This is a genomic window from Streptomyces sp. NPDC059092 (genome assembly GCF_042756365.1).
Taxonomy (GTDB): Bacteria; Actinomycetota; Actinomycetes; order Streptomycetales; family Streptomycetaceae; genus Streptomyces.
The window spans coordinates 18,169-44,341 of sequence record NZ_JBHZEJ010000035.1; the positions used below are offsets into that span (position 1 = coordinate 18,169).

The window sequence follows — 26,173 nt, forward strand, 5'->3', positions numbered from 1 at the left end:
CTGACCGGGTGCCGGGCCGGTGCGTACGGCGTGCTCCGTGTCCCCCGCCCCGGCCCCACGCATCCGGCGGGTCAGCCCGCCGCCGCCAGCAGCTCGCCGACGCGCCGCAGCGCCTCGCGTACGTTCTCCTCGCTGGTGGCCTCGGACGCCTCGGCCGGGGTCATCCAGCGCAGGGGCGCGTCGGGCCGCTCAGGCCGGATCGTGTCCGGACGCGCCGTGGTCAGCACATACCGGAGGTCGGCGTGTTCGTGCGCGGGCTCGTCGCCGCCCGCCGGCACGGGCACGATCACCACGTGGACCGGGGAGGCGTCCTGCCAGGGCGTCAGGTCGCCGAGGCCGGTCTCCTCGCGGGCCTCCCGCAGCGCGATGTCCACGGGCTCGGTCTCCCCCGGGTCGCCGTGGCCGCCGACCTGGAGCCAGGTGTCCATCCGGGGGTGGCGGCGCATCAGGACCCGTCCGCTGCCGGGGTGCACGATCAGGGCGGAGGCTGTCACGTGCAGGGGAATGGAGCGCAGCCAGGGGTCCTCGGCGGCGCGCGCGAGTTCCCGTACGCGGGTGACGTCGGCGGCCTCGGCCGGATCGTGGGGCCGGTAGCCGTCCAGCAATTCGTCGATCCGTCGTCCGGCCGTGCGCATACGCCTCTCCCCGCCCCTGTCCCCGTGCCGGTGTGCCTGTCTCCGTGCCGGTCGCCGCACGGGGGTTGGCGCGGCCGGTGCGGTGATGGTGGTGAGGTTACGGAGTCCGGCGCCCGGTGTCCCGCGGGTTTTCCGGCTCAGCGCTCCCGTACGAGATGGAGCGGCAGCCGGCCCTCGACGACGTCGTGCCGGGGCAGCCGCAGCCCGAAGTGGTCCTGGACGGCCAGCATGGTCAGCCGGTGGGAGCGCTCGCGGCGGGCGCCGTCGGACCACCGGGGGCCCGGCAGGACCGCCAGCGCCGTCAGCGCGGGCACCAGCAGGTCGGGGTCGCTGCCCAGACGGTGGGTCTCCGCCCCGATCCCGAACGAGCAGATGTGCCGTCCGTCCTCGTAGTGCCGGAAGACCGACGGCGGATGCCAGGGTGTCAGCAGGAAATTGACGGCGTCGACGCCGCGGTGCGAGACGGCGGCCAGACCGTCCGGGGTCGGGCCGACGGCGTCGCCGTACTCGACGGCGAAGGACCAGCCGGCCGCCCGGCCGACCCGGGCGACGCTGCCGACGCCGGGAGCCGCGAGCGCGTCCAGGGCCTCCACCGCGGTGGCGAGCCGGACCGGGCCGGCCGGCCGGGCGCCGAGGCGCGCGACCAGTTCTCCGGGGCCGATGCCGCGCGCGAAGGTCACGCAGTCGACGACGTACGGCTCCAGGAGCCACCCGATGCCGTCCTGGGCCACCGGCCCCGCCCCCTCCGTCGTCGTCCGCGCGAACACGCCCCCGGGGCCTCAGGGTTTGCGGCCCACTCCGCCCCGCATGGGGACGGCTCGCGGCCGTTCGTCCCCGGCGTCGGGCCGCCACTCGGGCAGGGCGACGACCCCGGGTGCGAGCAGCTCCGTACCGTCGAAGAACCGTGTCACCTGCTCGTGGGTGCGAGGGGTGGCGGCGCCGTGGGCGGCGGCCCGCTCGTTGTACAGCCGCATCGACTCGGCCACCTCGTCGGCGTGGATGCCGGCCGCGGGGTGGGAGAGGACGAGGTGGCTGCCGGAGGGCAACGCGTCGAGGAGCGCGGCGGTGACGGCGTACGGGTCGTCGGCGTCCGGGAGGTACTGGAGGACGGCGACCAGCATCAGCCCCACGGGCCGGTCGAGGTCCAGGGTGTGCGCGGCCTCGGCGAGTACGGTCCCCACGTCGCGGGCGTCGGCCTCCGGATACTCGGTGCGCCCCTCGGGCGAGCCGACGAGCAGGGGGCGGGCTTGCGCGAGGACGACCGGGTCGTTGTCCACGTAGACCACCCGGGCTTCGGGGGCCTGGGACCGGGCGACCTCATGAGTGTTGTCCGCCGTGGGGATGCCCGTACCGATGTCCAGGAACTGCCGGACACCGGCGCCGACGAGATGGCGGACCGCCCGGCCGAGAAAGGCGTGGTTGGCGCGGACGGCGCGGACGATCCCGGGGTTGGCCGCGGCGGCCGGCTCGGCGGCCTCCCGGTCCGCGGGGAGGTGATCGCCGCCGCCCAGCCAGGCGTTGTGGACGCGCGCCGGACGAGCCGCGCCCCTGCCGGAATCCGGTGACCGCCGCACACCCATCGCCGCCTCGCCCACCTCGGCTCCCCCCGGCCCGTACCGGCCGGTTCTCACCCGCCCCAGCCTACGCACGCGAGCGCGCCACCGGACCCCCTCGGCAGGGCTTCTGGCGGTCTCGGTGCGAGCCGGTGACCGCTTCAGGTCAGTGATGCTCCACCTCACGGCGCCGTTCGAGAGGGACACGGTGGTCGCGCTCTCCGGCGGTCGGCCGGTCGCCACGCACTACGGCGTCCTCCTCACCGTCGCCGGCGTGGGCATCACGCCGGGCAGCCTCGCCACCGGGGCGCTGTGTGACCTCGCGGGGCGCCAGGGCGCCAGGGCGCCCGCCGGCTGCCCTGGACCGTACTGACCGTCACGGGGCCGGGCTGCGCCGGGGTGGTGGGCGCGCCGGCGCGGAGCGGCCGACTGGAGCGCCCGGAACGGGGGCCGGTCCCCGTCCGACCGGTGGGTCACCATCTCTGGGATCCCGTGCCGCCTGGCACGGTCCCCTGCTGTCCGTCGCCGTCCCCGCCCGACGGTCCGTGAAGCCGGGGGCATAGCATCGCTGCCGCAATGGACATCTCGTGGTGGGGACTGGCCGCGCTGGCCGCGGCGGCGACACTCGTCGGCTTCTCGAAGACGGCGGTGAGCGGCGCGAACACGGTCAGTCTGGCCGTGTTCGCCGCCGTGCTGCCCGCGCGCGAGTCGACGGGGGTGCTGCTGCCCATCCTGATCGTCGGCGATGTGCTCGCGGTGCTCACCTACCGGCGGCACGCCCACTGGCCGACGCTGTGGCGGCTGTTCCCCGCGGTCGCGACGGGGGTGGTGCTGGGCACGCTCTTCCTCGTCCGGGCCGACGACGCCGCCGTCCGAACCTCGATCGGCGCGATCCTGCTGCTGATGGCCGGGGTCACGGTGTGGCGGCGGCGCGCCACACGGAAGAAGGCGGAGGCCGAAGCGGAGGGCGCCGACGCTACGGACACCGGTGGTGAGCGCGACGGTTCGGCCGGATCACCCACCGGACGGCTCACGGCGCGTTCGTACGGTGTGCTCGGCGGCTTCACCACGATGGTCGCCAACGCGGGTGGCCCCGTCATGTCGCTCTACCTGCTCTCCGCCGGCTTCCAGAAGCTCGGTTTCCTCGGCACCTCCGCCTGGTTCTTCCTGATCGTCAACGTGTCCAAGCTGCCCTTCAGCGTGGGGCTCGGGCTGGTCGACGGGCCGTCGCTGCTGCTGGACGCCGCGCTCGTCCTGTTCGTCATACCGGGCGCGCTCATCGGCAAGGCCTGTGTGGACCGGATCAACCAACGGCTCTTCGAGCGGCTGGTCATCGGGGCGACCGTTCTCGGGGGGCTTCAGCTTCTGCTGCGCTGAGCCCGACCGATAGGCGTGGTTTACGGTGCTTTTATCGACGCGGAGCATGAAGCCGACCCCGGTCCCGACCCCAGCCGTCAACCCAACGACGGCCCCGGCCCCGAACCGGAGTCCGGTTCCGAACCGGAGCCCGGTCCCGGACCTGACGGCGCGCACCGTCGAGGGAGGACGGCGGCGGAGCGCTGGAGCGCCTTCACCGCGTCGCCCTTCCTCCCCGCCGTCGTGCTGGTGTTCATCCTCGCGGCGGCGGCCGGCCTCTTCGCCGGTTCGTACACGTACAACATGGCGAACCCGACGCCACGCCGTATCCCCGCCGCCGTGGTGGGCCCCACCGGGACGGCGCACGCCCGCGCCTTCGTGGACGGCATGGAGAAGGCGCTCAACGCGTCACTCGAACTCCACCCCTACCCCACGGACGCGGCGGCCCACCACGCGGTGGAGCAGCAGGAGGTGTTCGCGATCCTGACGTTCCGCGGCACCGGCGTCGACTTCGCGGTGGCCGGCGCCGCCGGGGCGTCCGTGGCGCAGGTGCTCACCGAGACGGCGCCCGTGGTGGGCCACGCCGTCGGCGTGCCCGTACGGATCAGTGACGTCAAGCCGCTCCAGAAAGGGGATCCGCGCGGGCTCGCGCTCTTCTACATCTCGCTCGCGGCCGTGATCATCGGTTTTGTCGGTGCCATCCAACTGAGTGTCCACGCGCGGGGGCTCAACCCGGGCGAACGCATCGCGTTCACCGTCGTCTACTCGCTGCTCGGCGCCTTCGCCATCGCCTCGGTGGTGGACTGGTGGCTGGGCGCGCTGCATCTGCCGTTCGTCGAGTCGTGGCTGATCCTGGCGTTCACCATGTTCACGTCCGGCATGGTGTTCACGATGTTCAACACCCTGATGGGCCGGTGGGCGATGCTGCCGACCTGGGGGCTGATGGTGCTGCTGGGCAATCCGTCCTCCGGCGGAGCGGTGTCCTGGCCGCTGCTGCCGTCGGCGCTGGGGCACATCGGGCGCTGGCTGCCGCCTGGCGCCTCCGTCAACGCCCAGCACACAGCGGTGTACTTCGGGGGCGCGCAGCATTTCTTCCCGTTCGCCGTGCTGGCCGGCTGGTCGGCCGTCTCGACCGCTGTGTTCTGGTTCTGGCGGCACCGCCATCCGGGCGGCAGGACGGTGGAGGACCTGTGACCGGACCTCGGTGACCGGCACAACCACCGCGGCCGTTCGGGTGTCTACAGAGCGACAGACCACAGACCACGAGTTCGGCAGACCCACAGCTCGACCGAAACGGGGAAACACACCATGCGTATCCGTCCTGCCCTCGTCGCCGCGACCGCCACCGCTCTCGTCCTGCTCCCGGTCGCCACCGGCGCCTCTGCCGCCGCCGTACCCACCGCGTCACCGGCGGCCGTCGCCGTCTGCCGTGCGGGCGCCGTCGAGACGACCGCGACCAGGACCGCCACCCCGCACGTGATCCGGATCAGCGTCACCCACAAGGGTGGCGCCGCCTGCGTCGTCGACCGGATCCCCACCGTCACCTTCGGGGAGCTCGACGGCGCCGCGCGGCCCGTACCGGCGGCCGCGAGCGCCCCGTACCGGCTGGCCGCCGGAGGCTCCGCGTACGCCGCCGTACGGACGCTCGACCCGGCCGCCGAGGGGTCGCGCGCCGTCGCATTCCTCACCGTCGCCGCTGATCCGTCGCACCACGGGACGCGCTTCGACGCGGCCTCGGTGGGCTCCTCGGGCACCATCCGGGTCTGGGATCCGGTCACCACACTGTGGCAGTCCACCGCGGCGAAGGCCGACGCGGCCCTCGCCGCCGCCACCCGCTGACGTCACACACCGGCTCCGGTGCGGGGGCGGCACGCCGCGATCAAGTTGCGTGCGGCCTGGCAGAGTAGAGACACCGAACGGCGGCAATACGTATGAGCAAGACGTGTCTGACGAGGGCGGAGTGAGCGGTGTGGAGCGGGACAAGATGGACTCACAAACGGTGGCCGGCGCTCCATGCTGGGTGAGTCTGCTCGCGCGGGAGATGCCCGCCGCTCAGGCGTTCTACGGTGACGTGCTGGGCTGGACGTACCGCCCCGCGGGGCTGGGCGAGGACTTCACCGTCGCGCTCTCGGACGGGATGGCCGTCGCGGGCATCGGGGCACTCGCCTCGTCGCTCCAGGTCGCCGTCTCGTGGACGCCGTACTTCGCGGTGAGCGACGTGGACGAGGCGGCGGCCAGGATCAGGGAGCGCGGTGCCACGGTCGCGGTGGGGCCACTGGCCTTCCACTCCGGCCGCGCGGCGCTCGCCATGGACCCCGACGGCGCGGCCTTCGGGATCTGGGAGGGCGCGGTGCGCTCCGACTGGACGGTGGGCCGGGGCAGTGCGCCCGCGTGGCTGGAGCTGCGGACGCGCGACACCCTGGAGGCGGCCCGTTTCTACGGTCAGGTCCTCGGCTGGGCGCCGGAGAAGGAGGACGGCTTCACGCTCGTCCACGAGGACGACCACGCGGTCCTGCGCCAGGACGGGCAGATCGTCGCGAAGATCCGCGGCGGCGCCGTGCAGGCCACACCGGATCCGCAGTTGCGGCCGCGCTGGCATGTCTACTTCCGGGTGCCCGAGGTGTCCGGGTCCGTCGCGGCGGCCCTGAGCGGCGGCGGCGCGCTGGCCGTACCCGAGGAGGCGTCGCCGGACGCCCGGGAGACCTCGCCGCGGGAGGCGACGCTGCGCGACCCGGACGGCGCGCTCTTCACCGTCACCTCGGGCTGAACCCTCACCTCGGGCGACCGGGGACCACCTGCCCACGGACTCTCACCCTGGACCTCAGAGTGAGGGTCCGTGGGCGCGCCACCTCAGGCCGGACGCTCCGGGCCCACTCCCTCGACCTCGAAGACGATCTCGTCCTCGTAACACCACCACCAGCCCTCGCCGGGTTCGTACGAACGGATGAGCGGGTGTCCGGACGCGGTGTAGTGGGCGGTGGCGTGCTTGTTCTTGGAGGAGTCGCAGCAGCCGATGTGACCGCACGTCTGGCACTCCCGCAGATGCACCCACGTGTCACCCAGGGCGACACACTCCGGGCAGCTGTCCTCGCTGTCCGGGGTCACTTCCTCGACGTCCGCGAGATGGCTGCAGATCAGGCTGCCGGACCCCGCTTCACTGTTCGCCATCACGCCGCCTGTCCGACCGCACAGGTCTCCTGGAGATCATTCATCTTTTTCACCGTACGACCGGTCCACCGCCCCCGCCAGCAGAGCGGGTCCCGTCAGGGCTTGTAGACCTTGCCCGGCTCGGCGACCCCGGGGGCCAGCAGCTCGGGAACGGTGACGAAGGTGTAGCCGCGCTTCTTCAGTTTCTCGATGATGCCGGGCACGGCGGGCACGGTGCCCTCGTAGATGTCATGCAGCAGGATGATGCCGTCCCCCTCCGCCTGTTCGAGGATGCGCTTCTCGATGAGCGCGGAGTCGGTCGTGGAGTAGTCCTTGGCGGTGGCGCTCCACATGATCTGCGCCAGCCCGAGTTCGCGGCTCACCTCGGAGACCTCGTCGTCGGTCCGGCCCTGCGGCGGGCGCATCAGGGTGGGGCGGTGGCCCGTGATCTTCTCGACGGCTTCCTGGGTGCGGGTGAGTTCCTCACGTACGCCGTCCGCGTCCAGATCCGTCAGGATCTTGTGCGACCAGGTGTGATTGGCGACCTCGTGGCCCTCGTCCGCGATCCTGCGGACGAGATCGGGGTACTTGACGACATGGTTCTCGCCGAGCAGGAAGAAGGTCGCGTGGACCTTCTCCTTCTTGAGTGTGTCCAGCAGTTGGGGCGTGTACGCGGAGGGGCCCGCGTCAAAGGTCAGGGCTATGCAGCGGGCCTTCGCGCAGTCGACGGCTCCCGGCGCGAGGGCCGCCCCCTTCTTCGCGTCCTTTCTGGCGTCCTCGGCGGAGTAGCGGTCGTACGACGTACAGCCGCCCAGCATCAGCGTCAGCGACGCGGCCGTCACGACGGCGGCGCAGGCGCGCCTCCCGAACACCGATATGCACCAAGGCATGAAGAACCCTCTTTCCCAGGGCGAGCGGGCCCCTGACCGGGCGTGCGCGGGCGGCACCGGGCCCGCTCACGACACGGCGAAGAACCGGCGCACCCAGGGGCACCGGTGGCGGTGAATGAACCGCACCGCACTATACATACGACGTATACATGCGATGCATAGTGGAGTACGAGAGCCCTGGGAACATTCCGCGCCGGCCCTCCGTTGTTACGGGTGAGGGTGTGGGTGGAACTGAGTCCCCGGGCCCACCTGAGAAGAGCCTGTGGGGAAGATCGTTCGACTGAAGCCCCACGGAGCGCACCGCCGCGAGGCGACCGCCATCCGCACTCTCCCTCGAACGACCCCGATCGGCGTCCCCCCGTCCGGTCGGGGTCTCGCCACGCCCGCCCGCGCCCGCCGGGCCGGCGCGTCTCCCGCACGGCCCGTCCGCCTGAGAGCATCAGCTCGGACCGGCTGAGCACATCGGTCGGACGGTCCTCCCGGCAGCCGGGCGGACCACGGGACGCGAGGACGGCGGGGGCGCACGATGACGGTCGACAACGCGGCGGAACGGCCCGGCGGGTTCGAGGCGGCCACGGGCGACGGTCCACCCGCCGCCGCGGCACCCCGGGAGCGGGCGGCCGAGGTGCGGATCGCGTTCGAGGGGCTGCTCCAGATCAGGCGCCTGACCCACACCGGGCCCGGCGATCCCGCCGCCGCTCCCGCGCCCTGGGAGCGTGGCCGCCCGGTCCGGGCGGTCGCGCTCGCGCTGGAGGCGGCCTCCTTCGCCGCGTCCGCCGAGGACGCCTCCGGCGAGCGGACCGCCACGGGGTACCGCGTGACGCCGGGCGAGCGGGAGGGCACCGTACGGGTGGAGTGGCTCGGGCCGCACGGCGGCGGGGCCGCGCGGCAGGAGGAGCGCGCCCTGACGGAGTGCGCCGCCGCGCTGACGCCGCTGGGCTGGGAGGCTCTGCTCTACCGGGGCCCGCGGCGCCGCCGGTTCCTGGAGGTGGAGCCGGCCCCCTGAACGCGAACCGGCTTCGTGGCCCCGATCCGGTCCGGCCCCGAACCGGATCGGGGCGCTCACGGGATCACGCCGCCCGTACGGGTACGTGCTGACGCGCGAAGGCCCGGCGGGCCCGCCTCTTCAGGCGGGCCCGCCGGGCCTCGTGACGGCGGGGATCAGGACCGGTTGACGGTCCACTTCTGGTTCGGGGTGCCCCCGCACGTCCAGATCTGGAGCCGGGTGCCGTCGGCCGAGCTGTTGCCGGTGGCGTCCATGCATTTGTCGGCCTGGACGTTCACGATGTCCCGCGCGCCGGAGATCCCCCAGCGCTGGTTCCCGCCGCCGTTGCAGTCCCAGAGCTGCAACGGGGCTCCGTCGGCGGTGCTGTTGTCCTTCACCGTCAGGCACTTGCCGAAGGCCCGGATCGTACCGTCCGTGCCGACGGTCCACTGCTGGGCGGCGGCGCCGTTGCAGTTGTGGAGCTGGATGGGCGTGCCGTTCGCCGAGCTGGCTCCGGCCACGTCCACGCACATGCCGCCCAGCCCGGTGATGGTGCCCGTGGTGCCGCCGGGGGCGCTGTCGCCCGTGGTCACGCGGACGTAGTCCACGACGAGCTGGCCCGGGAAGGGGGTGCTGCCGTTGGGGTCACCCGGCCAGTAGCCGCCGACCGCGAGGTTCAGGATGAGGAAGAACGGCTTGTTGAACGCCCAGGCGCGGCCACCGAGATCGGCGGGGGTCCGGCGCTGGTAGACGTTGCCGTCGACGCTCCAGGTGATGGAGTCGGGCGCCCAGTCGACGGCGAAGGTGTGGAAGGCGTCCGCGAACGCCTGGCCGCCCGGGAGGGTGTAGCCGGCGCCGATACCGCCCGAGCCGGAGTAGCCGGGGCCGTGCAGGGTTCCGTGGACGGTGCCGGGTTCGAAGCCGACGTTCTCCATGATGTCGATCTCGCCGCTGTTGGGCCAGCCGACGCTGCCGATGTCGTTGCCGAGCATCCAGAAGGCGGGCCACATGCCCTGACCGCGCGGGACCTTCATCCGCGCCTCGACGTGCCCGTAGGTCGAGGTGAACTTGCCGGAGGTGTTGAGACGTGCCGAGGTGTACTCGCACCGGCCGTACCAGCACTGGTAGTTGCCGGGGTTCTCCTTGCGCGCGGTGATGACCAGATTGCCCTGGCCGTCGAGGGCGGCGTTGTTGTTGCCCGCCGTATAGAACTGCCGTTCATGGTTGTTGACGTTGTCGCCGGTCTCGATCTGCCACTTCCCGCCGTCGACCGCCGATCCCGCGGCACCGTTGAAGTCGTCGCTGAAGGTCACGGCCGCGGCGGCGGCGGGCGCGGCACCTCCGTCGGGCGCGGCGGCGGAGGCGGGCACCGCCGTCAGCACGCCGGTACAGCAGAGAAGGGCGAGGGCGCACTGCGCCGCTCGGCGTGCCAGGGAGATTCGCACGGGGCATCACATCACTTCACGTGGGGGGCATGAGCATGACAAACACCCCGGGCGGCGTACGCGGTTGCGCGAACGGGAAGGGCCGCACCGGAGGGTTCTGTCGGTCATTGATTTACGGCAGGGAGTGAGGGGGCGTCAAGGAGTTGGTATGGACCAAAGTTCACGAGTGCGTCACACCTCCTCACCAAAGCCCGCCAAACCGGGGGCAACAGGGCCGCGCGACCGTCAGCTCCGGCTTCAACAACCCCCGTCACCCCATCCCGCAACTTGACCTGCACATGACCGACACGGTGTGTTCACACGCACACACAGGAGCTGTGGAAAACTCCCGCTGAACCGTTTCGTCATGCCCACCGCGGCACCGCCCCCACCCTGTTGGCCCGTGCCGCGACGGCTCCCCCGGAGAGGACAGCTCCCCCATGTCCCGTCGCCATCTCCCCACCCGGCGCGCACTGTTGGCGCTCGGCGCCGCCACCGCGGTACTCGCCACCACGGCCGCCGCCGCTCCGGCGGCCACCCCGCCCCGGGCCGGCACCACCGCGACCACGGCGGCGTCCAGTGCCGCGGTGGTCGCGGCCGCGCTGGACGACACGTACTACCAGAACGCGATCGGCAAGAGCGGCACGGCGCTCAAGTCCGCGCTGCACACGATCATCAAGGACCAGACGAAGATCTCGTACGCGGCGGTCTGGGAGGCGCTCAAGAACACCGACCAGGACCCCGCGAACTCCTCGAACGTGATCGAGCTGTACACGGGCAAGTCGATCTCGAAGTCGAGCAACGGCGGCAACACGGGCAACTGGAACCGTGAGCACGTCTGGGCCAAGTCCCACGGCGGCTTCGGCGAGGCGACCGGCCCCGGCACCGACATCCACCACCTGCGCCCGGAGGACGTCACCGTCAACTCCATCCGCGGGAACAAGGACTTCGACAACGGCGGCAGCGCCGTCTCGGGCGCGCCGGGCAACTACACCGACTCGGACTCCTTCGAGCCGCGCGACGCGGTCAAGGGCGACGTCGCCCGGATGCTCCTCTACATGGCCGTCCGGTACGAGGGCGACGACTCCTGGCCCGACCTCGAACCCAACGAGAAGGTCAACAACGGCTCCAGTCCGGCGATGGGGAAACTGTCGGTCCTGAAGCAGTGGAGCGACGAGGACCCGCCGGACGCCTTCGAGAAGCGCCGCAACGACGTCATATACAACCAGTACCAGCACAACCGGAACCCGTTCATCGACCACCCGGAGTGGGTCGAGTCGATCTGGTGACCGCCGCACGGCTCGCGTGAGCACCCTGTTGGACATGTGTCTATAGTTCATGGACACATGTCCAACAGTTGTCTCCGCCACGGAGGTTCCCGATCATGCAGACAGCCGCACACGTCCTGGTCGGCCTGGTGGCCGCGCTCCACGCGTACATCCTGGTGCTGGAGATGTTCCTCTGGGAGCGGGCGCCGGGGCGCGGACTCTCCGGCTTCGACGCCGAGATGGCGCGCGCGACGGCCCCCCTCGCCGCCAATCAGGGCCTCTACAACGGCTTTCTCTGCGCCGGCCTGGTCTGGGGGCTGATCGCCGCCGACCCCACCGGGTACCGGGCGCAGATCTTCTTCCTGAGCTGCGTGGTCGTCGCCGGGGTGTACGGCGGGGTCACCGCGAACCGGCGCATCCTGCTCGCCCAGGCGCTGCCGGGCGCGATCGCGCTGGCCGTCGTCCTGGCGGCGGGATGACCGCGGAGCCGGCGGGCGATCCCCGTACGGCACGGACCCGGGCCAGGCTGCGGCAGGCGCTGCTCGACGCCTGCGCGGAGCGCCCGCTCGACGAGCTCGGCGTCGCGGCACTGGCGCGCCGGGCCGGGATGGGCCGGGCCACGTTCTATCTCCACTACCCCGATCTCCAGGCGCTGGCGGTCGACGCCTGCGCCGAGGTGGTGCGCGACGCGGTGGACGCCCTGCACGCCTGGCGGGGCACGCCCGATCCGCGGGTACCGCCGCCCGCGCTGACCACGTTCTTCACCGGCCTCGTGCCGCACACGGCGCTCTACCGGACCTTGCTGCGGCCCGGGGGCAGCGGCCCGCTGGGCGAGCTGCTCCACCGCGAGCTGCGCGAGCGCAGCCGTACGGAACGCGTCCTGGCCGGGGCGCCCGAGCCCGATCTGATCGCCTCGGCGGTCGCCGCGTCCTTCGCCGGGGTGCTGGCCGACTGGCTGCACGGGCTGATCGAGGAGACCCCGGAGACCGTCGCCACCCGGATCTGGCGCGTACTGGTCGGCCTGCACCGGATCCCCGTCGTCTGAACCGCCGGGCGCCCGCCCCGCGGCCCGGGTCCGCGTTACTGTCGGGGTCCAGGATCGGAGTTCCCATGCCGCGCACCCTCACCGTTTCCGGCTCCATCATCGTCACCGCCGCTCCCTCGGCGGTCTACGCGCAGGTCAGCAGACCGGCGCTGATGGGGCGGTGGAGTCCGGAGAACCTCGGGGCCACCCTCCGCGACAGCGACGGGGAGACCCGGGTCGGGACCGTCTTCGACGGCCACAACAAGCGCGGTCCCGCCCGCTGGACCACGCGGTGCACGGTGACCGCCGCCGACCCCGGCGAGCGGTTCGCCTTCCGCGTCCACGGCATCGGCGTACGGACACCGCGGCTGCGGGGCCCCATCGCCACCTGGGAGTACCACTTCGAGCCCGTACCGGAGGGCACCCGGGTCACCGAGACCTGGACGGACGACCGGCGGTCCTGGCCGGACTTCGTGGCGAACGCCTTCGACCGGATCGCCACCCGGGGTCACACCTTCGCCGCGTTCCAGCGCCGCAACATCGCCACCACGCTGCGCAACCTCAAGCGGGTCATGGAGGAGCCACCGGCGTCGGGTTGACGGACACGGGCGGCCGCCGGGCACGCCACGACAAGTATCAACCAGCCTGCGGCATATGCCAGAAGCACCACCGGATCGAGTGTTGCCAAATGCCTTACGGGCACGGGGCGCTTGTGCAACAGTCATAACGGTCCATCACCCGGACCAGGCCGTGCCGCGCCCGTATCGGAGTACGAGATGTCGTCCCCCCTGTTCGCGGACCACCCCGTCCCGCAGCCTGTCGAGCGGGAGACGGTGGACGCGCTCATCGCCAGGACCCGCGCGCTGCGCGGGGACATGGAGGCGGTGCGCCAGGACAGCGCGGTGGACGGCGACGAGGCCCTGCGGCGCTGGCAGCGGGCGCTCTGCGATCTCGCGGTGCGCCAACTGGACCATCTGGGTGTGCATCTGGACCAGCTCAGGGCCGGCCGGCCGGAGAGCCTTCCGGCGGACGGCCGTACCGAGAACTGCCCCGCGGAGGACGGTGCCGCTCCGGACGGCCGTCCCTCCCCGGACGGTCCCCCGCGGGGACAGCGGCACACTTCCACGGCATGCGCCACGAGCTCAGCGGTCACCGGCGCGGGCCCGGCCGCGGACCGGCCGGAGCGTACGGCCCCGGTGTCCGGCCGGGTCGGCAGCGCCGAGTGGAACCTCCTGACCGACGAGGTGAACTGGTCGGCGGAGATGTACGAGATCCTCGGCCGGGCGCGCGAGCGCGGGCCGATGACGCTGGACGAGGTGCCCTCCCTGGTCTTCCCCGACGACCAGGCGCTGCTCACCGGCATGGTGACGGACTGCCTGATCGACGGGAAGCCCATCGACGGCGAGCTGCGCGTCGTCAGAGCCGACGGCCAGGTCCGTACGGTGCATCTGATGGGCGAGCCGGTGGTGGACGCCGACGGCTGCACCGCGTCCCTGTGGGCGGTGCTGCGCGATGTCAGTGCCCTGCGCAGGAGCGAGCGCGCGGTGCGCGAGAGCGGCCGGTCGGTCCAGCGCGAACAGCACATCGCCCAGACCGAGCGCAGGCTCGTGACCGAGTTGCAGGAGGCCGTCGTCCCGTCGTGGCGCGGCGCGCTGCGACTGTCGCAGAGCGGCCCGGGCGCGCTGGAACTGGCCGCGCGCCATCTGCCCTCCGCGGCCAACCCGCTGAACGGCGGGGACTGGTACGACGCGCTCGAACTGACCGGCGGCGACACCCTGCTGACCCTGGGCGACCTGACCGGGCACGGCGTGGCGGCGGCCTCCTCCATGGCGATGCTGCTGGGCGCGCTGCGCGGGATGGCCGTGGCGGGCATCGAGCCGGGGGCCCTGCTGGGCCATCTCAACCAGCTTCTGAACATCACGGAACAGCCCGTGCTGGGCAGCGCGCTCTGCGCCCGCTACCGGCCGGCGACCGGAGCGCTCTCCTGGGCGCAGGCGGCGCACCCCGCCCCGCTGCTGTTCCGCGACGGGACGGGGCGGGCGCTGACACCGCCGGACGGCGTGCTGCTCGGCGCGACCTCGGGGGCCGGGTACGAGCAGGCCGAGGTCCGGCTGCTCCCCGGTGACGTCCTGGTGCTGCACACCGACGGGCTGACCCGGGACGGCGACGCCACCGGGACGCGGCGGGAACGGCTCCTGGCGCTGGCGCCCCGGATGGCGGGGAACCGTACCGCGCAGGATTGGGTACGGGCGGTCGACGAGGAGTTCGGCATGGCCGAGCGCTCGGACGACGCCTGTGTGATGGCCGCCAGGATCGGCGGGAGAACGCGCTGAGCAGCGCCGAGTCGGGCCTTCGTGGAATCCTTCCGTGAGGCCGTGAGGCCGTGAGGCCGTGAGGCCGTGAGGCGGGTGAGCCGTGGCCTTGGTCCCTGCCGTGAGGTCTTGGGGGATCAGCGCGGTCTCAGGGGCTCAGCCCTCAGATGTCGGCCGTGCCGAGTCCCGCCCTCTTCGGCATCGCGAGTTTGATCTCCTCGCGCAGGTCCTCGATCTTCTCGTACCCCGCGTACTGGCCGGTGAGCCGGTACATCTCCCGCAGCCGGTCCCAGGTGCGGTGCGAGGAGGTCTCCCCCATCGACACCAGCGCGAGCCGCGCGTAGCGGTCGGCCTGGTCCGGGTCGTCCGCGATGAAGCAGGCGGACGCCAGCGAGATGTAGTCGAAGATCTTGGACCGCTGCCGTCCGCCGCCGCGCAGCTCCAGCGCCTTCTTGGCGTGGCCCTGCGCGATGGCCGCAGCCTTCGGGTCGTGCTCGGCGAGGGTACGGAAGGCCAGCGCCTCCATGCCGTGGAGGTCCGCCTCGTCGAACATCTGCATCCAGCAGGGCGGCGGCACGTCCCCCTTGTCCGAGACGAAGAGCTCCTCCGCCTCGCCGAGGGTTCTGCGCATGGCCTGGCCGCGTCCCATCGACGCCTGGGCCCACGCCTCGATCGTGCGGAGCATGGCGTGGGTACGGGGCAGATTCTCCTCCCCTGAGCCCGACTTGGCGAGCTTCATCAGATCGAGGGCCTCGTCGGGCTTGCCCAGATGAATCATCTGACGGGCCGCCCTGGACAGCGCCTCACCGGCCCGGGGCCGGTCCCCGCCCTCGCGCGCCGCGTGGGTGGCGATGACGAAGTACTTCTGGGCGGTGGGTTCGAGGCCGATGTCGTGGGACATCCAGCCGGCGAGGACGGCGAGGTTGGCGGCGACGCCCCACAGGCGCCGCTGAAGATGGTCGGGGTGACGGTAGGCGAGCATGCCGCCCACCTCGTTGAGCTGGCCCACGACGGCCTTGCGCTGAAGTCCGCCGCCCCGGGCGGCGTCCCAGGCGCGGAACACCTCGACCGACCGCTCCAGCGCCTCGATCTCCTGGGACCCGATGGGGGCGGCCTCGTAACGGTCGAACCCGGCGGGCTCGGCGTCCAGATGATCGACGGCGTGTGACGGGTCGGAGGAGCGTGCGGGGTCGGAGTGCAGCCAGTCGTTCATGGCGCTGGTGAGTAGGGATCCTGCGGTGAGCGCTGCACCCGCGCCCACCAAGCCGCGACGGTTGAGCATGAGGTCCATTCCCGTGAATTCGGTGAGGACCGCCGCCGTCCGGTCGGGCGCCCAGGGCAGGGCGTCGGGGTTGTCCGCTTTCCCGGAGTCCCGTCGTTTCCCCGCGCGTCCGGTCCGTACGAACCCGAGGTCCTCGATGGTCACGACACGACCGAGCCGCTCGGTGAACAGCGTGACCAGCACTCTCGGTACCGGATCGCGCGGGGTCTCCCCCATGTCGATCCAGCGCCTCACCCGCGAGGTGTCGGTGGACAGTTGGGGATGGCCCATGGCCGCCGCCTGCCGGTTCACCAACCGTGCGAGTTCGCCCTTGGACCAGCCGGCCAGGCCGAACAGATCCGACAGACGGGTGTTGGGTTCACCGCTCACGTCAAGCCCCCAGGTTCTCGGCTGACTTGACAGTAACGCTCAGTCAGATGCCTGGCGACTATTCGCCAGGGTTCGCCAGGGTTCGCCAGATGGTGTGCCACCCGTTCGCCGGTGTCGAGTAGGAACGCGCCACCCCGGCCCGGCAGCCGGACGTACTCCCCAGGGTGCCTCACGGCTGCCGGGGCGGGAAGGCGCCGTAACTCGTCGGCACACGAAGGGATCTGTATCGCCCATGTACACAGCATCGTCCTCCGTGTCCGCCCCCTCCCGGTCCGGGCGTCCGGTCACCCCGGGCAGCGGACCGTATCTCGACCCCACCCACGCGGGGCGGACTCGGCTCAGGGCGGGGACGGTCACCCAGACGCTCAGCGGGAGACTCGACTTGTCCGGCCCCCAGGGCGCGCGGCTGCGCATGGCGATCACGGCGGTGCACCGGATCTGCCCCGAGTTCAAGCCCGTTCAGGTACTGCGCCGCAGCGGCCGGTCCGTCCTGCTCGTCGGGACCACGGGGCGCACCAGCGCGGTCGCCAAGTGCCTGCTGGACCACTCACCCGTCTGGACGGAGCGGTTCCGCCACGAAATAGCGGCATATCGCTCGTTCGTCCGGAACCGTCCGCCGGTCCGCGTGCCCCGGCTCATCGCGGCGGATCCGGAGAACTGCGCGCTGATCATCGAGCGGATGCCCGGTCGCGCCGCGGCGCTGACCCGTCACCCGACGGAGGCGCCGCCGCGAGCGGACGTACGGGCCGCGCTCGGCGCGATCGCCCGGCTCAACGCCTGGCGTCCACAGGCCGATCTGTTCGGCGCGCCGCTCGACTACGCGTCGCGGATCGCCCGTTACCACGAGCTGGGGCTGTTCACCGACCGGGATCTGGGCGACCTCCAGAAGCTGCTGCACGGTCTGGCGGGCGCCCGGCAGAACATGCGCCAGTTCTGTCACGGTGACGCGCTGCTCTCCAACATCCTGCTGTCCCCGGCGGGACCGGTGCTCGTCGACTGGGAGCACGCGGGCTGGTATCTGCCCGGGTACGACCTGGCGACGCTCTGGTCCGTGCTCGGTGACGCGCCGGCGGCGCGCCGTCAGATCAGCCAGCTCGCCGCGGCCAGCGGGCCGGTGGCGCGGGACGCGTTCCTCGTCAACCTGATGCTGGTGCTGACCCGGGAGATCCGGATGTACGAGACGGCGGTGCAGCGCGCGATGCGGGAGGCGCCCTCGCCGGGGTCCGCCGCGTCCGGCGCCGCGGCGCAGCAGGGTGGCGCGCCGACGGGCGAGGAGCAGCGGCTGTTGCTGCGCAGGCTGCACGACGACTGCGCGATGGCGCGGCGGGCGGTGCGCGCCGCGGTCGGCACCCGCTGACCGGCCCGCCGCCCGCTCGGGGCTTCCGAGGGTCCGCGGGCCGACCCGCGGACCGGCGGCCGGCCTCCTCCCGTCCTCCCTCCGCCCCGCCCGCCGTATACATTCATTGGTACATTCCACTGACGCGTCGCAGGCCGGGGCGCTACCGCCGGGAAACTCCGCGAAACCCATGCTGACGTGCGAAATCGTTCCTGTGGAGCCCGATTGACGGATCGTCCGGGAGCCGATACCTCTGGAGACGCACCGGACCGGTAGGACGTAGCGCACCACCCGTCACTGGAGGCCGCATTGCAAGGTTCTCGCCCCCCACGACCGAGACCGAACCGCGGGCGCGCGCTGCGGGCGGGCGGTGTCGTGGCGTCCGCCGCCCTGCTCCTCCCGCTCGTCTCCGCCGGTCCCTCCGCCACCGCGGAGCGGCCGGGACCCACCTCCCTGCAGGGCGAGTTCGCGGCGGCGGCCACCCGGTACCAGGTTCCGCCGAGTGTGCTTCTGGGGGTCTCGTACCTCCAGTCCCGCTGGGACACACACAGGGGCGCGCCGAGTGTGACCGGCGGCTACGGTCCGATGCACCTCACCGACGCCAGGACGGCGCTCGCCGAGGCACCGCACCACTCGGACGGTAGGGAGGACTCGCGCGGCGACACCTCGCGCCCGCTGACGACGCCCGCCCGCGTGGCGGTGCCGGCGACCGCCGAACTGCCCGCGCGGCTGCGCACCCTGGACCGCGCGGCGCGGCTGACCGGTCTGTCCGCAGAGGAGTTGCGGACGAGCCCCGCCGCCAACGTCCGGGGCGGCGCCGCCCTGTTGGCAGCGGCCCAGCGGGAGTTGGGTGAGCCGCTCGGCGCGGACCCCGCCGACTGGTACGGCGCGGTCGCCCGGTTCTCGGGGGCGGACGACTCCGCTACCGCCGCCGCCTACGCCCGTGACGTGTACGAGGTGATCCGCACGGGCGAGCGGCGCACCACGGACAGCGGCCAGCGGGTGGCGCTCGGCGCGCGCCCCGGGGTCTCCCCGGACACCGGGCAGCTCGCCCGGCTCGGGCTGCGGGCGGGCGACCGGGCGCGCACGGAGTGCCCGCGTACGGTCTCCTGCGCGTGGGTTCCTGCGCCGTACGAGGAGTTCGGCGACGGGGACTACGGCAACCACGATCTGGCGGACCGGCCGGACTCCCAGAAGATCGGCTTCATCGTCATCCATGACACCGAGGGCTCCTGGGACACCACGCTCAAGCTGATCAAGGACCCGACGTATGTGTCGTGGCACTACACGCTGCGCTCTTCCGACGGGCTGATCGCCCAGCACGTGCCGACCAAGGACGTCGCCTGGCACGCGGGCAACTGGTACGTCAACGCCAGGTCGGTCGGGCTCGAACACGAGGGCTTCCTGGCCGCTCCCGACGCCTGGTACACGGAGTCGATGTACCGCGCCTCGGCCCGGCTGGTGGCGTATCTGGCGAAGAGGTACGGGGTGCCGCTGGACCGGCAGCACATCCTGGGCCATGACAACGTGCCCGGTACGACCGCGTCGACGATCCCCGGGATGCACACCGACCCGGGGCCCTACTGGGACTGGGCGCACTACTTCGAGCTGCTGGGCAAGCCGCTGAGGGCGAGCGGGGGCGCCCGCCCCGGCGTCGTGACGATCCGGCCCGACTACGCGGCCGGCGGGGAACCGTACACCGGATGCGAGGGCGCGGGCACGCCGTGCGCCCCGCACGGCTCGGGCGCGGTCCGGCTGCGCACGGCGCCGGACGGGAACGCCCCGCTGGTCAAGGACGTCGGGCTGCGTCCCGGTGGCCAGGACTCGACGGCGGACGTCAACGACACGGGGGCCCGCGCGTCGACGGGCCAGCAGTACGCGGTGGCCGGGCGGCAGGGCGACTGGACGGCGATCTGGTACCTCGGCCAGAAGGCGTGGTTCCTCGATCCCCGCGCGAAGCCGACGGCGGTGGGCGCGAAGGCGCCGGTGCTGACGCCGAGGGCCGGGCTCGCGGAGGTGCCGGTGTACGGGCGGGCCTATCCGGAGGCGGCGGCGTACCCGGCGGGCGTGCCGGTCCAGACGGTCTCCCCGCTGCCGTACAAGCTGCTCGCCGGCCAGCGGTACGTGACCGGGGGCAAGGCGGCGGGCGAGTACTACTACGCGGTCACCTTCGCCCCGGCCTCCCACCGGGTGGTGCGGGGCACGGAGCAGTACTACGAAATCCAGTTCGGGCACCGGGTCGCGTTCGTGAAGGCGGCCGATGTCGAGGTGCGTCCGGCGGGTCACTGACCGCGGCCGGAACGGGGGGCGGGGAGCGTACGGGCGTCGCGGGCCACGGGGGAGCCGGTGACGTCCGTACGTTTCCGTCTGGAGCGCGTCAGCAGCGCGTCACGTCAGTAGCGCAGGACGGCGGCGATCCGGTCGTGCGCGGCGAGCGTGCCGTCCGGGACGAACACCACCTGGGCGCCGCCGTCGAGCGCCCCCTCCACCAGTTCGTCCACGATGTCGTCGCGTACGCCGGGCTCAGTGGCGGACGCGTCGTCGACGGGGACGAGATGGCCGTCCTTGACCCGGACCGTACGCCGGTAGTGCTCTTCGAGCGCGATCAGATCGGCCCGCTTCTCCCGTACCGACTCCCAGACCTCGTCCAGCCCCGCGGCGAAGGTGCGCCGCCCTTTCGCCTCGTCGAGACGGTTCAGCACCTCGGACTTCTCACGGCGCGCGTGCTCCTCGACCACGGGGCCGATCTCCTTGAGCAGGACGCGGGCGGGACCGTCCGTGAGGCCGCCCTTGACCAGCCGTCCGACGGCTTTGTGGGTGGTGTTGCCCGCCTCCGCCAGCAGGGCGAGCGCGGGGGCGAGGCCGACCAGGTGCAGGGGGCGGGGGCGGCATCCCAAGACCGTGCCCATGGCGTGGTCGACGGTGCGCAGGAAGCGGCGGGTCTCCTCGTCGCTGAAGGTGCTCGGGATGTTTCCGATCCGTTCCTCGCGCTCGACGTCCCAGCTCTCCTCCGGGGGCGCCATCGGGAAGCCGTCCGCGCGGTGTTCGTGCACCGACTCGCCGGAACCGCTCCAGAGGGTGGCCCGGTCGGCGGCGATGCCGAGCACCCAGTACGGCCGGGACTGCGCGGTGGCGGCCACGAGGTTGCGGGTGAGGTAGGTGTCGGCGAGCACGACGCGCTCGGGCACCTCGCGCGGGAGGTACCAGATCCGGTGCTCGTGTGCGTCGGCGAGGACGAGCAGTCCGTCGAGGGCGTGGCGCAGATCGATCTCGGCGACGGCCGCGGTGAGCCGCTCCATGACGGCCGTCCGCGTCCTGCGGTCCACTCCGGGGTCGGCGTCGAGCCGGTGGCCCGCCGCCGCGAGGAGGTTGCGCAGCCGTACGGTGTCCTGCTCGTTGTGGCGGTCGCGGCGGTGCGTGGGCATCGTCAGGGACACGGCCGGGTACGGGCGCGGCGCGCGCAGCTCCCGCAGGACCTCGGGTGTGAGAGCGTTGCTGTCCATACTGTCCCTTCGCTCACCGGCCCCCGTACGTGCGTCCATCCTGCGGGATACCGGCGGGTTCCGCAGGGGGTGCGCCGCCGCCGGACGGCGCTCACGCGGTCAGGGCAGGTCCGACGGCGCGGGGAAGGTGTAGGTCCGGCCCGCCGTGGCGCGGAAGGTGCGCTCCCCACCGGGGAGCAGGGTGGCGCGCAGCGTCAGTTCCCCCGTACGGCTCGCGCGCAGCACGATCCGGGTGGCGCGCCCGCCGGACCAGGTGATGTCGAGGGTGGCGCCACCGCGCGCCCGAAGCCCGGTCACCCGGCCTTCGGGCCAGGCCGCGGGCAGGGCGGGCAGGATCTCGATCGGGCCGTGGTGGCTCTGGAGCAGCATCTCGGCGATGCCGGAGGTGGCACCGAAGTTGCCGTCGATCTGGAACGGCGGATGAGTGTCCCAGAGGTTGGCGAGGGTGGAGCCCGTGAGCTGTTCGCCGAGCATGGCGCGGGCGTGGTCGCCGTCCCGCAGCCGCGCCCAGAAGTTGATCTTCCAGGCCTTGCTCCAGCCGGTCCCGGCGTCGCCGCGCGCGGTCAGCGAGACCTTGGCGGCCTCGGCCCAGGCGCTGCCCGCCTCGATCTGCCGGCCGGGGTGGAGGGCGAAGAGGTGGGAGACGTGGCGGTGGTCGTCGGTGGGGTCGTCCAGGTCGGCCTTCCACTCCTGGAGCTGGCCCCAGGAGCCGACGCGCAGCCCGGGGTCGAGCCGTTCGAGGGTGTCCTGGAGCCGGGTGCGGAAGGCCGGGGTGTCTCCGAGGGTGGTGGCGGCCTCCAGGGTGTTGGTGAGCAGGTCGTGGACGATCTGCTGGGACATGGCGGCGCCCGCCGTGAAGTCCCCGTGCTCCGGCGAGTAGCTGGGGGTGACGACGAGGGCGCCGTCGCGCGGGTCCGTCCTGAGGTTGGCGAGCCAGAACTCGGCGGCCTCCTTCATCACCGGGTAGGCGGTGGCGCGCAGGTAGTGGGTGGAGCCGCTGAAGCGGTAGTGGTCGTAGAGCTGCTGGGTGAGCCAGGCGGCGGCCTCGGGGAACCAGAAGGCGGTGGGCCAGTCGTGGACCCCGGTGAACCCGTACGGGTTGGTCTCGTTGTGGACGACCCAGCCGGGTGTGCCGAAGAGCCGGCGGGCGCTGCGCCGGCCGGGGGCGCGCAGCGATTCGACGTACCGGTCGTAGGGGGCGGTGGTCTCGGCGAGATTGGTGACCTCGGCGAGCCAGTAGTTCATCTGGAGGTTGATGTTGACGTGGTAGTCGGCCGACCAGGGCGGGTTGGTGGTGTTGTTCCACACGCCCTGGAGGTTGGCGGGCGGCGATCCCGGACGGGACGAGGCGATGAGCAGGTAGCGGCCGTACTGGAAGTAGAGCGTTTCGAGCGCCCGGTCCGCGGGTCCGCTCCCGCCGGTGTATCCGGCGAGGAGCTGGTCGGTGGGCAGGTCGGGGAGGCGGCCTCCGAGGTCGAGGGAGACGCGGTCGAAGAGGGCGCGGTGGTCCCGTACATGGGCGGCGCGCAGTGCCTCGTACGGGCGCGTGGCCGCGTGGTCGACGGTGCGGGTGACGGCCTGGTGCGGGTCCTCGCCCCGGTGGGCGGGTCCGGTGTCGGCGTAGTCGGTGCCCGCGGCGAGCACGAACCAGGCGCGGTCGGCGCCGCTGACGGTGAGCGTGCCGTCCGCCTCCGCGCGTACGGTGCCGCCCTGGGTACGGACGCGGATCTGGGCCTCGAAGCGCAGCCCGTTGTCCTGGAGCGCGCCGCGCACGGTGAGCCGGTCGCCGCTCGCCGTGGTGGTGAAGTCGGTGCGCGGGGAGGTGTAGCGCAGGGTGAAGGCGGTCCGTCCCGGGCGGTCGGCGGCGAAGTGTCCGGCGATCACCCGGTCGGGGAAGGAGGCGAAGAACTCCCGGGTGTACGCGGTGTCCTGGTGGGTGTAGGCGACGGCGGCGACGGCGTTCCTGATGTCGAGCGAGCGGCGGTAGGAGGCGTCGGGGGCGTCCGGCGCCCCGGGTACGGCGATGTCCAGATCGCCGAGGACCTGGTAGGCGCCGTAGCCGCTTCTGGCCTGGCCGAGTTCGGCGGCGACGGTGTCCGGGGCGAGCCGTCCCTCGCTGTCCAGACGCTGTTGTACGGAGGCGAGGGCGCCGGGGCGCGGCGCGGTCCAGTCGCCGTGGTCGTAGCCGTCCGCGGTGCCCGGGCCGCCGGTCCAGAGGGTCTTCTCGTTGAGGGTGAGCCGCTCGGTGGAGAGGGTGCCGTGCACCCCGGCGCCGAGGGCTCCGCTGCCGATGGGCAGGGAGTCGCGCTCCCAGTCGGCGGCGGGGCTCCGGTACCAGAGCGTGGATTCATCGGACGGGCCGGCCCCGGAGGCCGCGTCGGCCATCGCCGGAACTCCCCACACCAGGGCCCCTGTTGCACCGAGGGCGGAGGCGATCGTGGTTCTGCGGCTCATCCCGGGAGTCATGGTCAGTCACGGTAAAAGTCCGATGACTCATCCGGCAAGAGAGCGGACGGTCCACCTCACGCATGGCGTGAAGTGGACGGTCTCCCCGGGGTCAGCCCTGCTGGAAGAGCTCGGCGGGCAGGGGCTTGAGCAGGGCGTAGAGGTCGTCGGTGATCGGCCGGTCCCAGCTCGCGATGGTGACGAGGACGTTGTCGCTGCGGTCGAACTGCACGCAGGAGATCCGGCTTTCCGAGAGCTTGAGCCTGCGGACGATCAGCAGGTTGTCCCCCTGCATCACCGGCATGTCCTCGGCGCCGATGACGTCGACCGGCTCGTCGTTCTCCAGCGCGAGCAGGAGTTGCGCCACCTCGAAGGGGATCTGCCCCTCCCCCAGCTCGCGGGCCGGGGAGCCCGCAGGGAGATTTCCGATGATCATCGCGGGCCCGCGGCCGCCGAACAGGTCGTACCGGAGGAAGACCCCCTGGCAGCTTCCGTCGGGGGCGGGCAGCAGACCGGCGCCCAGATTGCCGGGCCAGTCACCCGGGTCCATGGCCAGGACGTCGAAGTCCGGGCCCGCGGGTGTGGCGGCGCTGCGGCGGCGGAGAAAGGACATCCCACCATGGTACGGGTTCGCGCCACCGCTCAGGAGCCGGGTGAGGCCCCGAAACGCGGGCCCGGACGGCTCCGGGCCGGCGGGCGGGGCCGGCGGGGGTCACCTCACGTGAGGTCGAACTCCCCGTCGCGCGCGTTGACCACGAAGGCCCGCCACTCGGCCGGGCTGAAGATCAGTGAGGGGCTCTCCGGCCGACCGCTGTTGCGCATGGCGATGAAGCCCTCGACAAAGGCGATCTGTACATCGCCCGCGCCCCGGCTGCCCGACTGCCAGTCCGCGCCGCTCAGATCGAGCTCCGGCTTGTCCCAGCCCGAAAGCGGCTTCTGGGTGGTGGTGCTCTCAGCCACGTCCTGCTCCTCCCGCTGCGTCGTCCCGGGCCAGACTATCCACCACCGGCGCTCCGGGGACAGACCGCACCGGAGGGACCCGGGACGGGCACGGGCCGCCGCCGCGACATGCGCTCGGGCAGCGTGTGCCCGGGGCCCGCGTCCCGGCCCGGGGACGCGGACCGGTGTTCCGCCGCGCGTCAGGCCGCTCGCACGCGGCCCGCCTCCGCCGCGCACGGCGGGGTCCAGGAAGTCCGCGACCGTACGGAGCCGTGTCTCTTGACGCTCGTGGGACGCTCCTGCGTTACTGGCTCCGGGACGATCAACCGAATGATCGGTCGCCCGGCTGACCGGGTCGCCGGTGCGTCCGGTCGGATCAGGGAGAGCGCCATGACCCCTCTGCTGGACGCGGCGGAACGGCTCAGCCGCGAGGAGCTGGCCGTACTGCAACTGGAACGGCTGCGGTCCACGCTGCGCCACGCGTACGAGAACGTGGACTTCTACCGGCGCTCCTTCGACCGGGCCGGGCTGCGCCCCGACGACTGCCGTTCGCTCGCGGATCTGGCCCGCTTCCCGTTCACCACCAAGTCCGATCTGCGGGACAACTATCCGTTCGGGATGTTCGCCGTGGACCGGACCGAGGTACGGCGGCTGCACGCGTCCAGCGGTACGACGGGGCTGCCGACCGTCGTCGGGTACACCCAGCGGGACCTGGACATCTGGGCCGACGTGGTGGCCCGCTCGATCCGGGCGGCCGGCGGGCGCCCCGGGCACACGGTCCATGTGGCCTACGGCTACGGCCTGTTCACCGGCGGGCTCGGCGCGCACTACGGGGCGGAGCGGCTCGGCTGCACGGTGGTGCCCGCCTCCGGGGGCATGACCGCGCGTCAGGTCCGGCTGATCCAGGACTTCCGGCCCGAGATCATCATGGTGACCCCGTCGTACATGCTCACGCTGCTGGACGAGTTCGAGCGTCAGGGCGTCGACCCGCGCGCCACCTCGCTGAAGGTGGGGATCTTCGGCGCCGAGCCTTGGACGGAGGAGATGCGGCGGGAGATCGAGGAGCGGTTCGCGATCGACGCGGTCGACATCTACGGGCTCTCGGAGGTGATGGGCCCGGGGGTGTCGCAGGAATGTCTGGAGACCAAGGACGGGCTCACCGTCTGGGAGGACCACTTCTATCCGGAGGTCGTCGATCCGCTCACCGGTGAGGCGCTGCCGGACGGCGAGGAGGGCGAACTGGTCTTCACCTCGCTGACCAAGGAGGCGATGCCGGTGATCCGCTACCGCACCCGGGATCTCACCCGGCTGCTGCCCGGCACGGCCCGGGTCTTCCGCCGGATGGAGAAGGTGACCGGCAGGACCGACGACCTGGTGATCCTGCGCGGGGTCAACCTCTTCCCCACCCAGATCGAGGAGATCGTGCTGCGCACCCCGGGGATCGCCCCGCACTTCCAGCTCCGGCTGGCCCGCGAGGGACGGCTGGACACGCTGACCGTACGGGCGGAGGCGCGGGCGGCGGCCACACCGGAGCAGCGCGCGGAGGCGGCGCGGACGATCACGGCGGCCGTCAAGGACGGGGTGGGGGTGTCCGTGTCGGTCGAGGTGGTCGATCCGGAGACCCTGGAGCGTTCGGTGGGCAAGATCAAGCGAATCGTCGACCTGCGCGGCCTCCGCGCGACGTGACCGCACGCCCCGTGGCGGG

25 protein-coding genes are annotated in these 26,173 nt (G+C 72.4%); 14 read left to right on the forward strand and 11 right to left on the reverse strand.

Annotation, left to right across the window (positions count from 1 at the left end; all coding sequences use genetic code 11):
• Positions 1 to 71: 71 nt before the first annotated feature.
• The 3 genes from ACFXPL_RS20910 to ACFXPL_RS20920 all read right to left on the reverse strand — a co-directional run bounded on the left by ACFXPL_RS20910 (position 72) and on the right by ACFXPL_RS20920 (position 2,215).
• A complete protein-coding gene (locus tag ACFXPL_RS20910) occupies positions 72 to 635 on the reverse strand; it encodes an NUDIX hydrolase (protein WP_384921398.1) in 564 nt (187 codons plus the stop codon).
• 137 nt (positions 636 to 772) lie between these two features.
• Positions 773 to 1,402 (reverse strand): DUF6461 domain-containing protein, encoded by a 630-nt coding sequence (locus ACFXPL_RS20915; RefSeq protein ID WP_384921400.1) that lies wholly within the window; start codon positions 1,400 to 1,402, stop codon positions 773 to 775.
• A gap of 12 nt (positions 1,403 to 1,414) precedes the next feature.
• On the reverse strand, positions 1,415 to 2,215 hold the full coding sequence (locus ACFXPL_RS20920) for an SAM-dependent methyltransferase (protein ID WP_384921566.1): 801 nt from the start codon (positions 2,213 to 2,215) through the stop codon (positions 1,415 to 1,417).
• Positions 2,216 to 2,360: 145 nt separating this feature from the next.
• On the opposite strand from ACFXPL_RS20920, the gene ACFXPL_RS20925 reads away from it, so the two are divergent.
• From ACFXPL_RS20925 to ACFXPL_RS20945, 5 genes are all read left to right on the forward strand, one after another.
• Positions 2,361 to 2,561, forward strand: coding sequence for a hypothetical protein (locus ACFXPL_RS20925; RefSeq protein WP_384921403.1), 201 nt, complete (start codon positions 2,361 to 2,363; stop codon positions 2,559 to 2,561).
• A 203-nt stretch (positions 2,562 to 2,764) separates the two neighbouring features.
• Positions 2,765 to 3,565, forward strand: coding sequence for a sulfite exporter TauE/SafE family protein (locus ACFXPL_RS20930; protein ID WP_384921406.1), 801 nt, complete (start codon positions 2,765 to 2,767; stop codon positions 3,563 to 3,565).
• Positions 3,566 to 3,580: 15 nt separating this feature from the next.
• Complete coding sequence (locus ACFXPL_RS20935) at positions 3,581 to 4,738, forward strand: ABC transporter permease (protein ID WP_384921409.1); 1,158 nt, start codon at positions 3,581 to 3,583, stop codon at positions 4,736 to 4,738.
• Between the two features lie 114 nt (positions 4,739 to 4,852).
• Positions 4,853 to 5,383, forward strand: a complete 531-nt coding sequence (locus tag ACFXPL_RS20940) for a DUF4232 domain-containing protein (RefSeq protein ID WP_384921412.1) — start codon at positions 4,853 to 4,855, stop codon at positions 5,381 to 5,383.
• A 145-nt stretch (positions 5,384 to 5,528) separates the two neighbouring features.
• Complete coding sequence (locus tag ACFXPL_RS20945) at positions 5,529 to 6,311, forward strand: VOC family protein (RefSeq protein ID WP_384921569.1); 783 nt, start codon at positions 5,529 to 5,531, stop codon at positions 6,309 to 6,311.
• A gap of 83 nt (positions 6,312 to 6,394) precedes the next feature.
• Here the strand turns inward: ACFXPL_RS20945 and ACFXPL_RS20950 are convergent, their stop codons facing one another.
• Positions 6,395 to 6,712 carry a UBP-type zinc finger domain-containing protein gene (locus ACFXPL_RS20950; protein ID WP_384921415.1) on the reverse strand — a complete coding sequence of 106 codons (318 nt, stop codon included), beginning with the start codon at positions 6,710 to 6,712 and terminating at the stop codon, positions 6,395 to 6,397.
• 95 nt (positions 6,713 to 6,807) lie between these two features.
• A complete protein-coding gene (locus tag ACFXPL_RS20955) occupies positions 6,808 to 7,581 on the reverse strand; it encodes a polysaccharide deacetylase family protein (protein WP_384921418.1) in 774 nt (257 codons plus the stop codon).
• A gap of 526 nt (positions 7,582 to 8,107) precedes the next feature.
• Here ACFXPL_RS20955 and ACFXPL_RS20960 point away from each other — a divergent pair.
• Positions 8,108 to 8,587, forward strand: a complete 480-nt coding sequence (locus ACFXPL_RS20960; protein WP_384921421.1) for a hypothetical protein — start codon at positions 8,108 to 8,110, stop codon at positions 8,585 to 8,587.
• Positions 8,588 to 8,742: 155 nt separating this feature from the next.
• Here the strand turns inward: ACFXPL_RS20960 and ACFXPL_RS20965 are convergent, their stop codons facing one another.
• The gene (locus ACFXPL_RS20965) at positions 8,743 to 10,011 is read right to left on the reverse strand and encodes an RICIN domain-containing protein (protein WP_384921424.1); all 1,269 of its coding nucleotides are present in this window, start codon (positions 10,009 to 10,011) and stop codon (positions 8,743 to 8,745) included.
• Between the two features lie 419 nt (positions 10,012 to 10,430).
• On the opposite strand from ACFXPL_RS20965, the gene ACFXPL_RS20970 reads away from it, so the two are divergent.
• The 5 genes from ACFXPL_RS20970 (at position 10,431) to ACFXPL_RS20990 (ending at position 14,615) form a co-directional block, all read left to right on the forward strand.
• Complete coding sequence (locus ACFXPL_RS20970) at positions 10,431 to 11,279, forward strand: endonuclease I family protein (protein WP_384921427.1); 849 nt, start codon at positions 10,431 to 10,433, stop codon at positions 11,277 to 11,279.
• Between the two features lie 95 nt (positions 11,280 to 11,374).
• Positions 11,375 to 11,737, forward strand: a complete 363-nt coding sequence (locus tag ACFXPL_RS20975; RefSeq protein WP_384921430.1) for a DUF1304 domain-containing protein — start codon at positions 11,375 to 11,377, stop codon at positions 11,735 to 11,737.
• A complete protein-coding gene (locus ACFXPL_RS20980) occupies positions 11,734 to 12,303 on the forward strand; it encodes a TetR/AcrR family transcriptional regulator (RefSeq protein WP_384921433.1) in 570 nt (189 codons plus the stop codon). Before ACFXPL_RS20975 ends, ACFXPL_RS20980 begins: the two co-directional genes overlap by 4 nt.
• Before the next feature lie 65 nt (positions 12,304 to 12,368).
• The gene (locus ACFXPL_RS20985) at positions 12,369 to 12,881 is read left to right on the forward strand and encodes an SRPBCC family protein (protein WP_384921436.1); all 513 of its coding nucleotides are present in this window, start codon (positions 12,369 to 12,371) and stop codon (positions 12,879 to 12,881) included.
• Between the two features lie 177 nt (positions 12,882 to 13,058).
• Positions 13,059 to 14,615, forward strand: coding sequence for a PP2C family protein-serine/threonine phosphatase (locus ACFXPL_RS20990; RefSeq protein WP_384921440.1), 1,557 nt, complete (start codon positions 13,059 to 13,061; stop codon positions 14,613 to 14,615).
• Between the two features lie 142 nt (positions 14,616 to 14,757).
• Here the strand turns inward: ACFXPL_RS20990 and ACFXPL_RS20995 are convergent, their stop codons facing one another.
• Positions 14,758 to 16,245, reverse strand: a complete 1,488-nt coding sequence (locus ACFXPL_RS20995) for a hypothetical protein (RefSeq protein WP_384921443.1) — start codon at positions 16,243 to 16,245, stop codon at positions 14,758 to 14,760.
• Between the two features lie 232 nt (positions 16,246 to 16,477).
• Here ACFXPL_RS20995 and ACFXPL_RS21000 point away from each other — a divergent pair, with 232 nt between their 5' ends.
• Together ACFXPL_RS21000 and ACFXPL_RS21005 are read left to right on the forward strand one after the other, a co-directional pair.
• Positions 16,478 to 17,602: an aminoglycoside phosphotransferase family protein gene (locus tag ACFXPL_RS21000; protein WP_384921446.1), complete on the forward strand. Its 1,125-nt coding sequence runs from the start codon at positions 16,478 to 16,480 to the stop codon at positions 17,600 to 17,602.
• 288 nt (positions 17,603 to 17,890) lie between these two features.
• On the forward strand, positions 17,891 to 19,870 hold the full coding sequence (locus ACFXPL_RS21005; protein WP_384921449.1) for an N-acetylmuramoyl-L-alanine amidase: 1,980 nt from the start codon (positions 17,891 to 17,893) through the stop codon (positions 19,868 to 19,870).
• A gap of 104 nt (positions 19,871 to 19,974) precedes the next feature.
• Here the strand turns inward: ACFXPL_RS21005 and ACFXPL_RS21010 are convergent, their stop codons facing one another.
• The 4 genes from ACFXPL_RS21010 to ACFXPL_RS21025 all read right to left on the reverse strand — a co-directional run bounded on the left by ACFXPL_RS21010 (position 19,975) and on the right by ACFXPL_RS21025 (position 24,489).
• Complete coding sequence (locus ACFXPL_RS21010; protein ID WP_384921452.1) at positions 19,975 to 21,084, reverse strand: chemotaxis protein; 1,110 nt, start codon at positions 21,082 to 21,084, stop codon at positions 19,975 to 19,977.
• Positions 21,085 to 21,183: 99 nt separating this feature from the next.
• Positions 21,184 to 23,538 (reverse strand): glycoside hydrolase N-terminal domain-containing protein, encoded by a 2,355-nt coding sequence (locus tag ACFXPL_RS21015; protein WP_384921455.1) that lies wholly within the window; start codon positions 23,536 to 23,538, stop codon positions 21,184 to 21,186.
• Between the two features lie 103 nt (positions 23,539 to 23,641).
• A complete protein-coding gene (locus ACFXPL_RS21020) occupies positions 23,642 to 24,142 on the reverse strand; it encodes a hypothetical protein (protein ID WP_384921458.1) in 501 nt (166 codons plus the stop codon).
• A 104-nt stretch (positions 24,143 to 24,246) separates the two neighbouring features.
• A complete protein-coding gene (locus ACFXPL_RS21025) occupies positions 24,247 to 24,489 on the reverse strand; it encodes a DUF397 domain-containing protein (RefSeq protein WP_384921461.1) in 243 nt (80 codons plus the stop codon).
• Between the two features lie 369 nt (positions 24,490 to 24,858).
• On the opposite strand from ACFXPL_RS21025, the gene paaK reads away from it, so the two are divergent.
• Entirely contained in the window at positions 24,859 to 26,154 is a 1,296-nt protein-coding gene (gene paaK, locus ACFXPL_RS21030) for a phenylacetate--CoA ligase PaaK (RefSeq protein ID WP_384921464.1), read from the forward strand.
• Positions 26,155 to 26,173 lie beyond the last annotated feature (19 nt).

Excerpts from the sequence above, each read along its gene's own strand:
- ACFXPL_RS20955 (WP_384921418.1), bottom strand. The coding sequence starts at position 7,581 with ATGCCTTGGTGCATATCGGTGTTCGGGAGGCGCGCCTGCGCCGCCGTC.
- ACFXPL_RS20980 (WP_384921433.1), top strand. The coding sequence starts at position 11,734 with ATGACCGCGGAGCCGGCGGGCGATCCCCGTACGGCACGGACCCGGGCC.
- ACFXPL_RS20975 (WP_384921430.1), top strand. The coding sequence starts at position 11,375 with ATGCAGACAGCCGCACACGTCCTGGTCGGCCTGGTGGCCGCGCTCCAC.
- ACFXPL_RS20990 (WP_384921440.1), top strand. The coding sequence starts at position 13,059 with ATGTCGTCCCCCCTGTTCGCGGACCACCCCGTCCCGCAGCCTGTCGAG.
- ACFXPL_RS21020 (WP_384921458.1), bottom strand. The coding sequence starts at position 24,142 with ATGTCCTTTCTCCGCCGCCGCAGCGCCGCCACACCCGCGGGCCCGGAC.
- paaK (WP_384921464.1), top strand. The coding sequence starts at position 24,859 with ATGACCCCTCTGCTGGACGCGGCGGAACGGCTCAGCCGCGAGGAGCTG.
- ACFXPL_RS20940 (WP_384921412.1), top strand. The coding sequence starts at position 4,853 with ATGCGTATCCGTCCTGCCCTCGTCGCCGCGACCGCCACCGCTCTCGTC.
- ACFXPL_RS21010 (WP_384921452.1), bottom strand. The coding sequence starts at position 21,084 with ATGGACAGCAACGCTCTCACACCCGAGGTCCTGCGGGAGCTGCGCGCG.
- ACFXPL_RS20960 (WP_384921421.1), top strand. The coding sequence starts at position 8,108 with ATGACGGTCGACAACGCGGCGGAACGGCCCGGCGGGTTCGAGGCGGCC.
- ACFXPL_RS20950 (WP_384921415.1), bottom strand. The coding sequence starts at position 6,712 with ATGGCGAACAGTGAAGCGGGGTCCGGCAGCCTGATCTGCAGCCATCTC.
- ACFXPL_RS20945 (WP_384921569.1), top strand. The coding sequence starts at position 5,529 with ATGGACTCACAAACGGTGGCCGGCGCTCCATGCTGGGTGAGTCTGCTC.
- ACFXPL_RS20985 (WP_384921436.1), top strand. The coding sequence starts at position 12,369 with ATGCCGCGCACCCTCACCGTTTCCGGCTCCATCATCGTCACCGCCGCT.
- ACFXPL_RS20920 (WP_384921566.1), bottom strand. The coding sequence starts at position 2,215 with ATGGGTGTGCGGCGGTCACCGGATTCCGGCAGGGGCGCGGCTCGTCCG.
- ACFXPL_RS20910 (WP_384921398.1), bottom strand. The coding sequence starts at position 635 with ATGCGCACGGCCGGACGACGGATCGACGAATTGCTGGACGGCTACCGG.
- ACFXPL_RS21015 (WP_384921455.1), bottom strand. The coding sequence starts at position 23,538 with ATGAGCCGCAGAACCACGATCGCCTCCGCCCTCGGTGCAACAGGGGCC.
- ACFXPL_RS20925 (WP_384921403.1), top strand. The coding sequence starts at position 2,361 with ATGCTCCACCTCACGGCGCCGTTCGAGAGGGACACGGTGGTCGCGCTC.
- ACFXPL_RS21000 (WP_384921446.1), top strand. The coding sequence starts at position 16,478 with ATGTACACAGCATCGTCCTCCGTGTCCGCCCCCTCCCGGTCCGGGCGT.
- ACFXPL_RS20970 (WP_384921427.1), top strand. The coding sequence starts at position 10,431 with ATGTCCCGTCGCCATCTCCCCACCCGGCGCGCACTGTTGGCGCTCGGC.
- ACFXPL_RS20930 (WP_384921406.1), top strand. The coding sequence starts at position 2,765 with ATGGACATCTCGTGGTGGGGACTGGCCGCGCTGGCCGCGGCGGCGACA.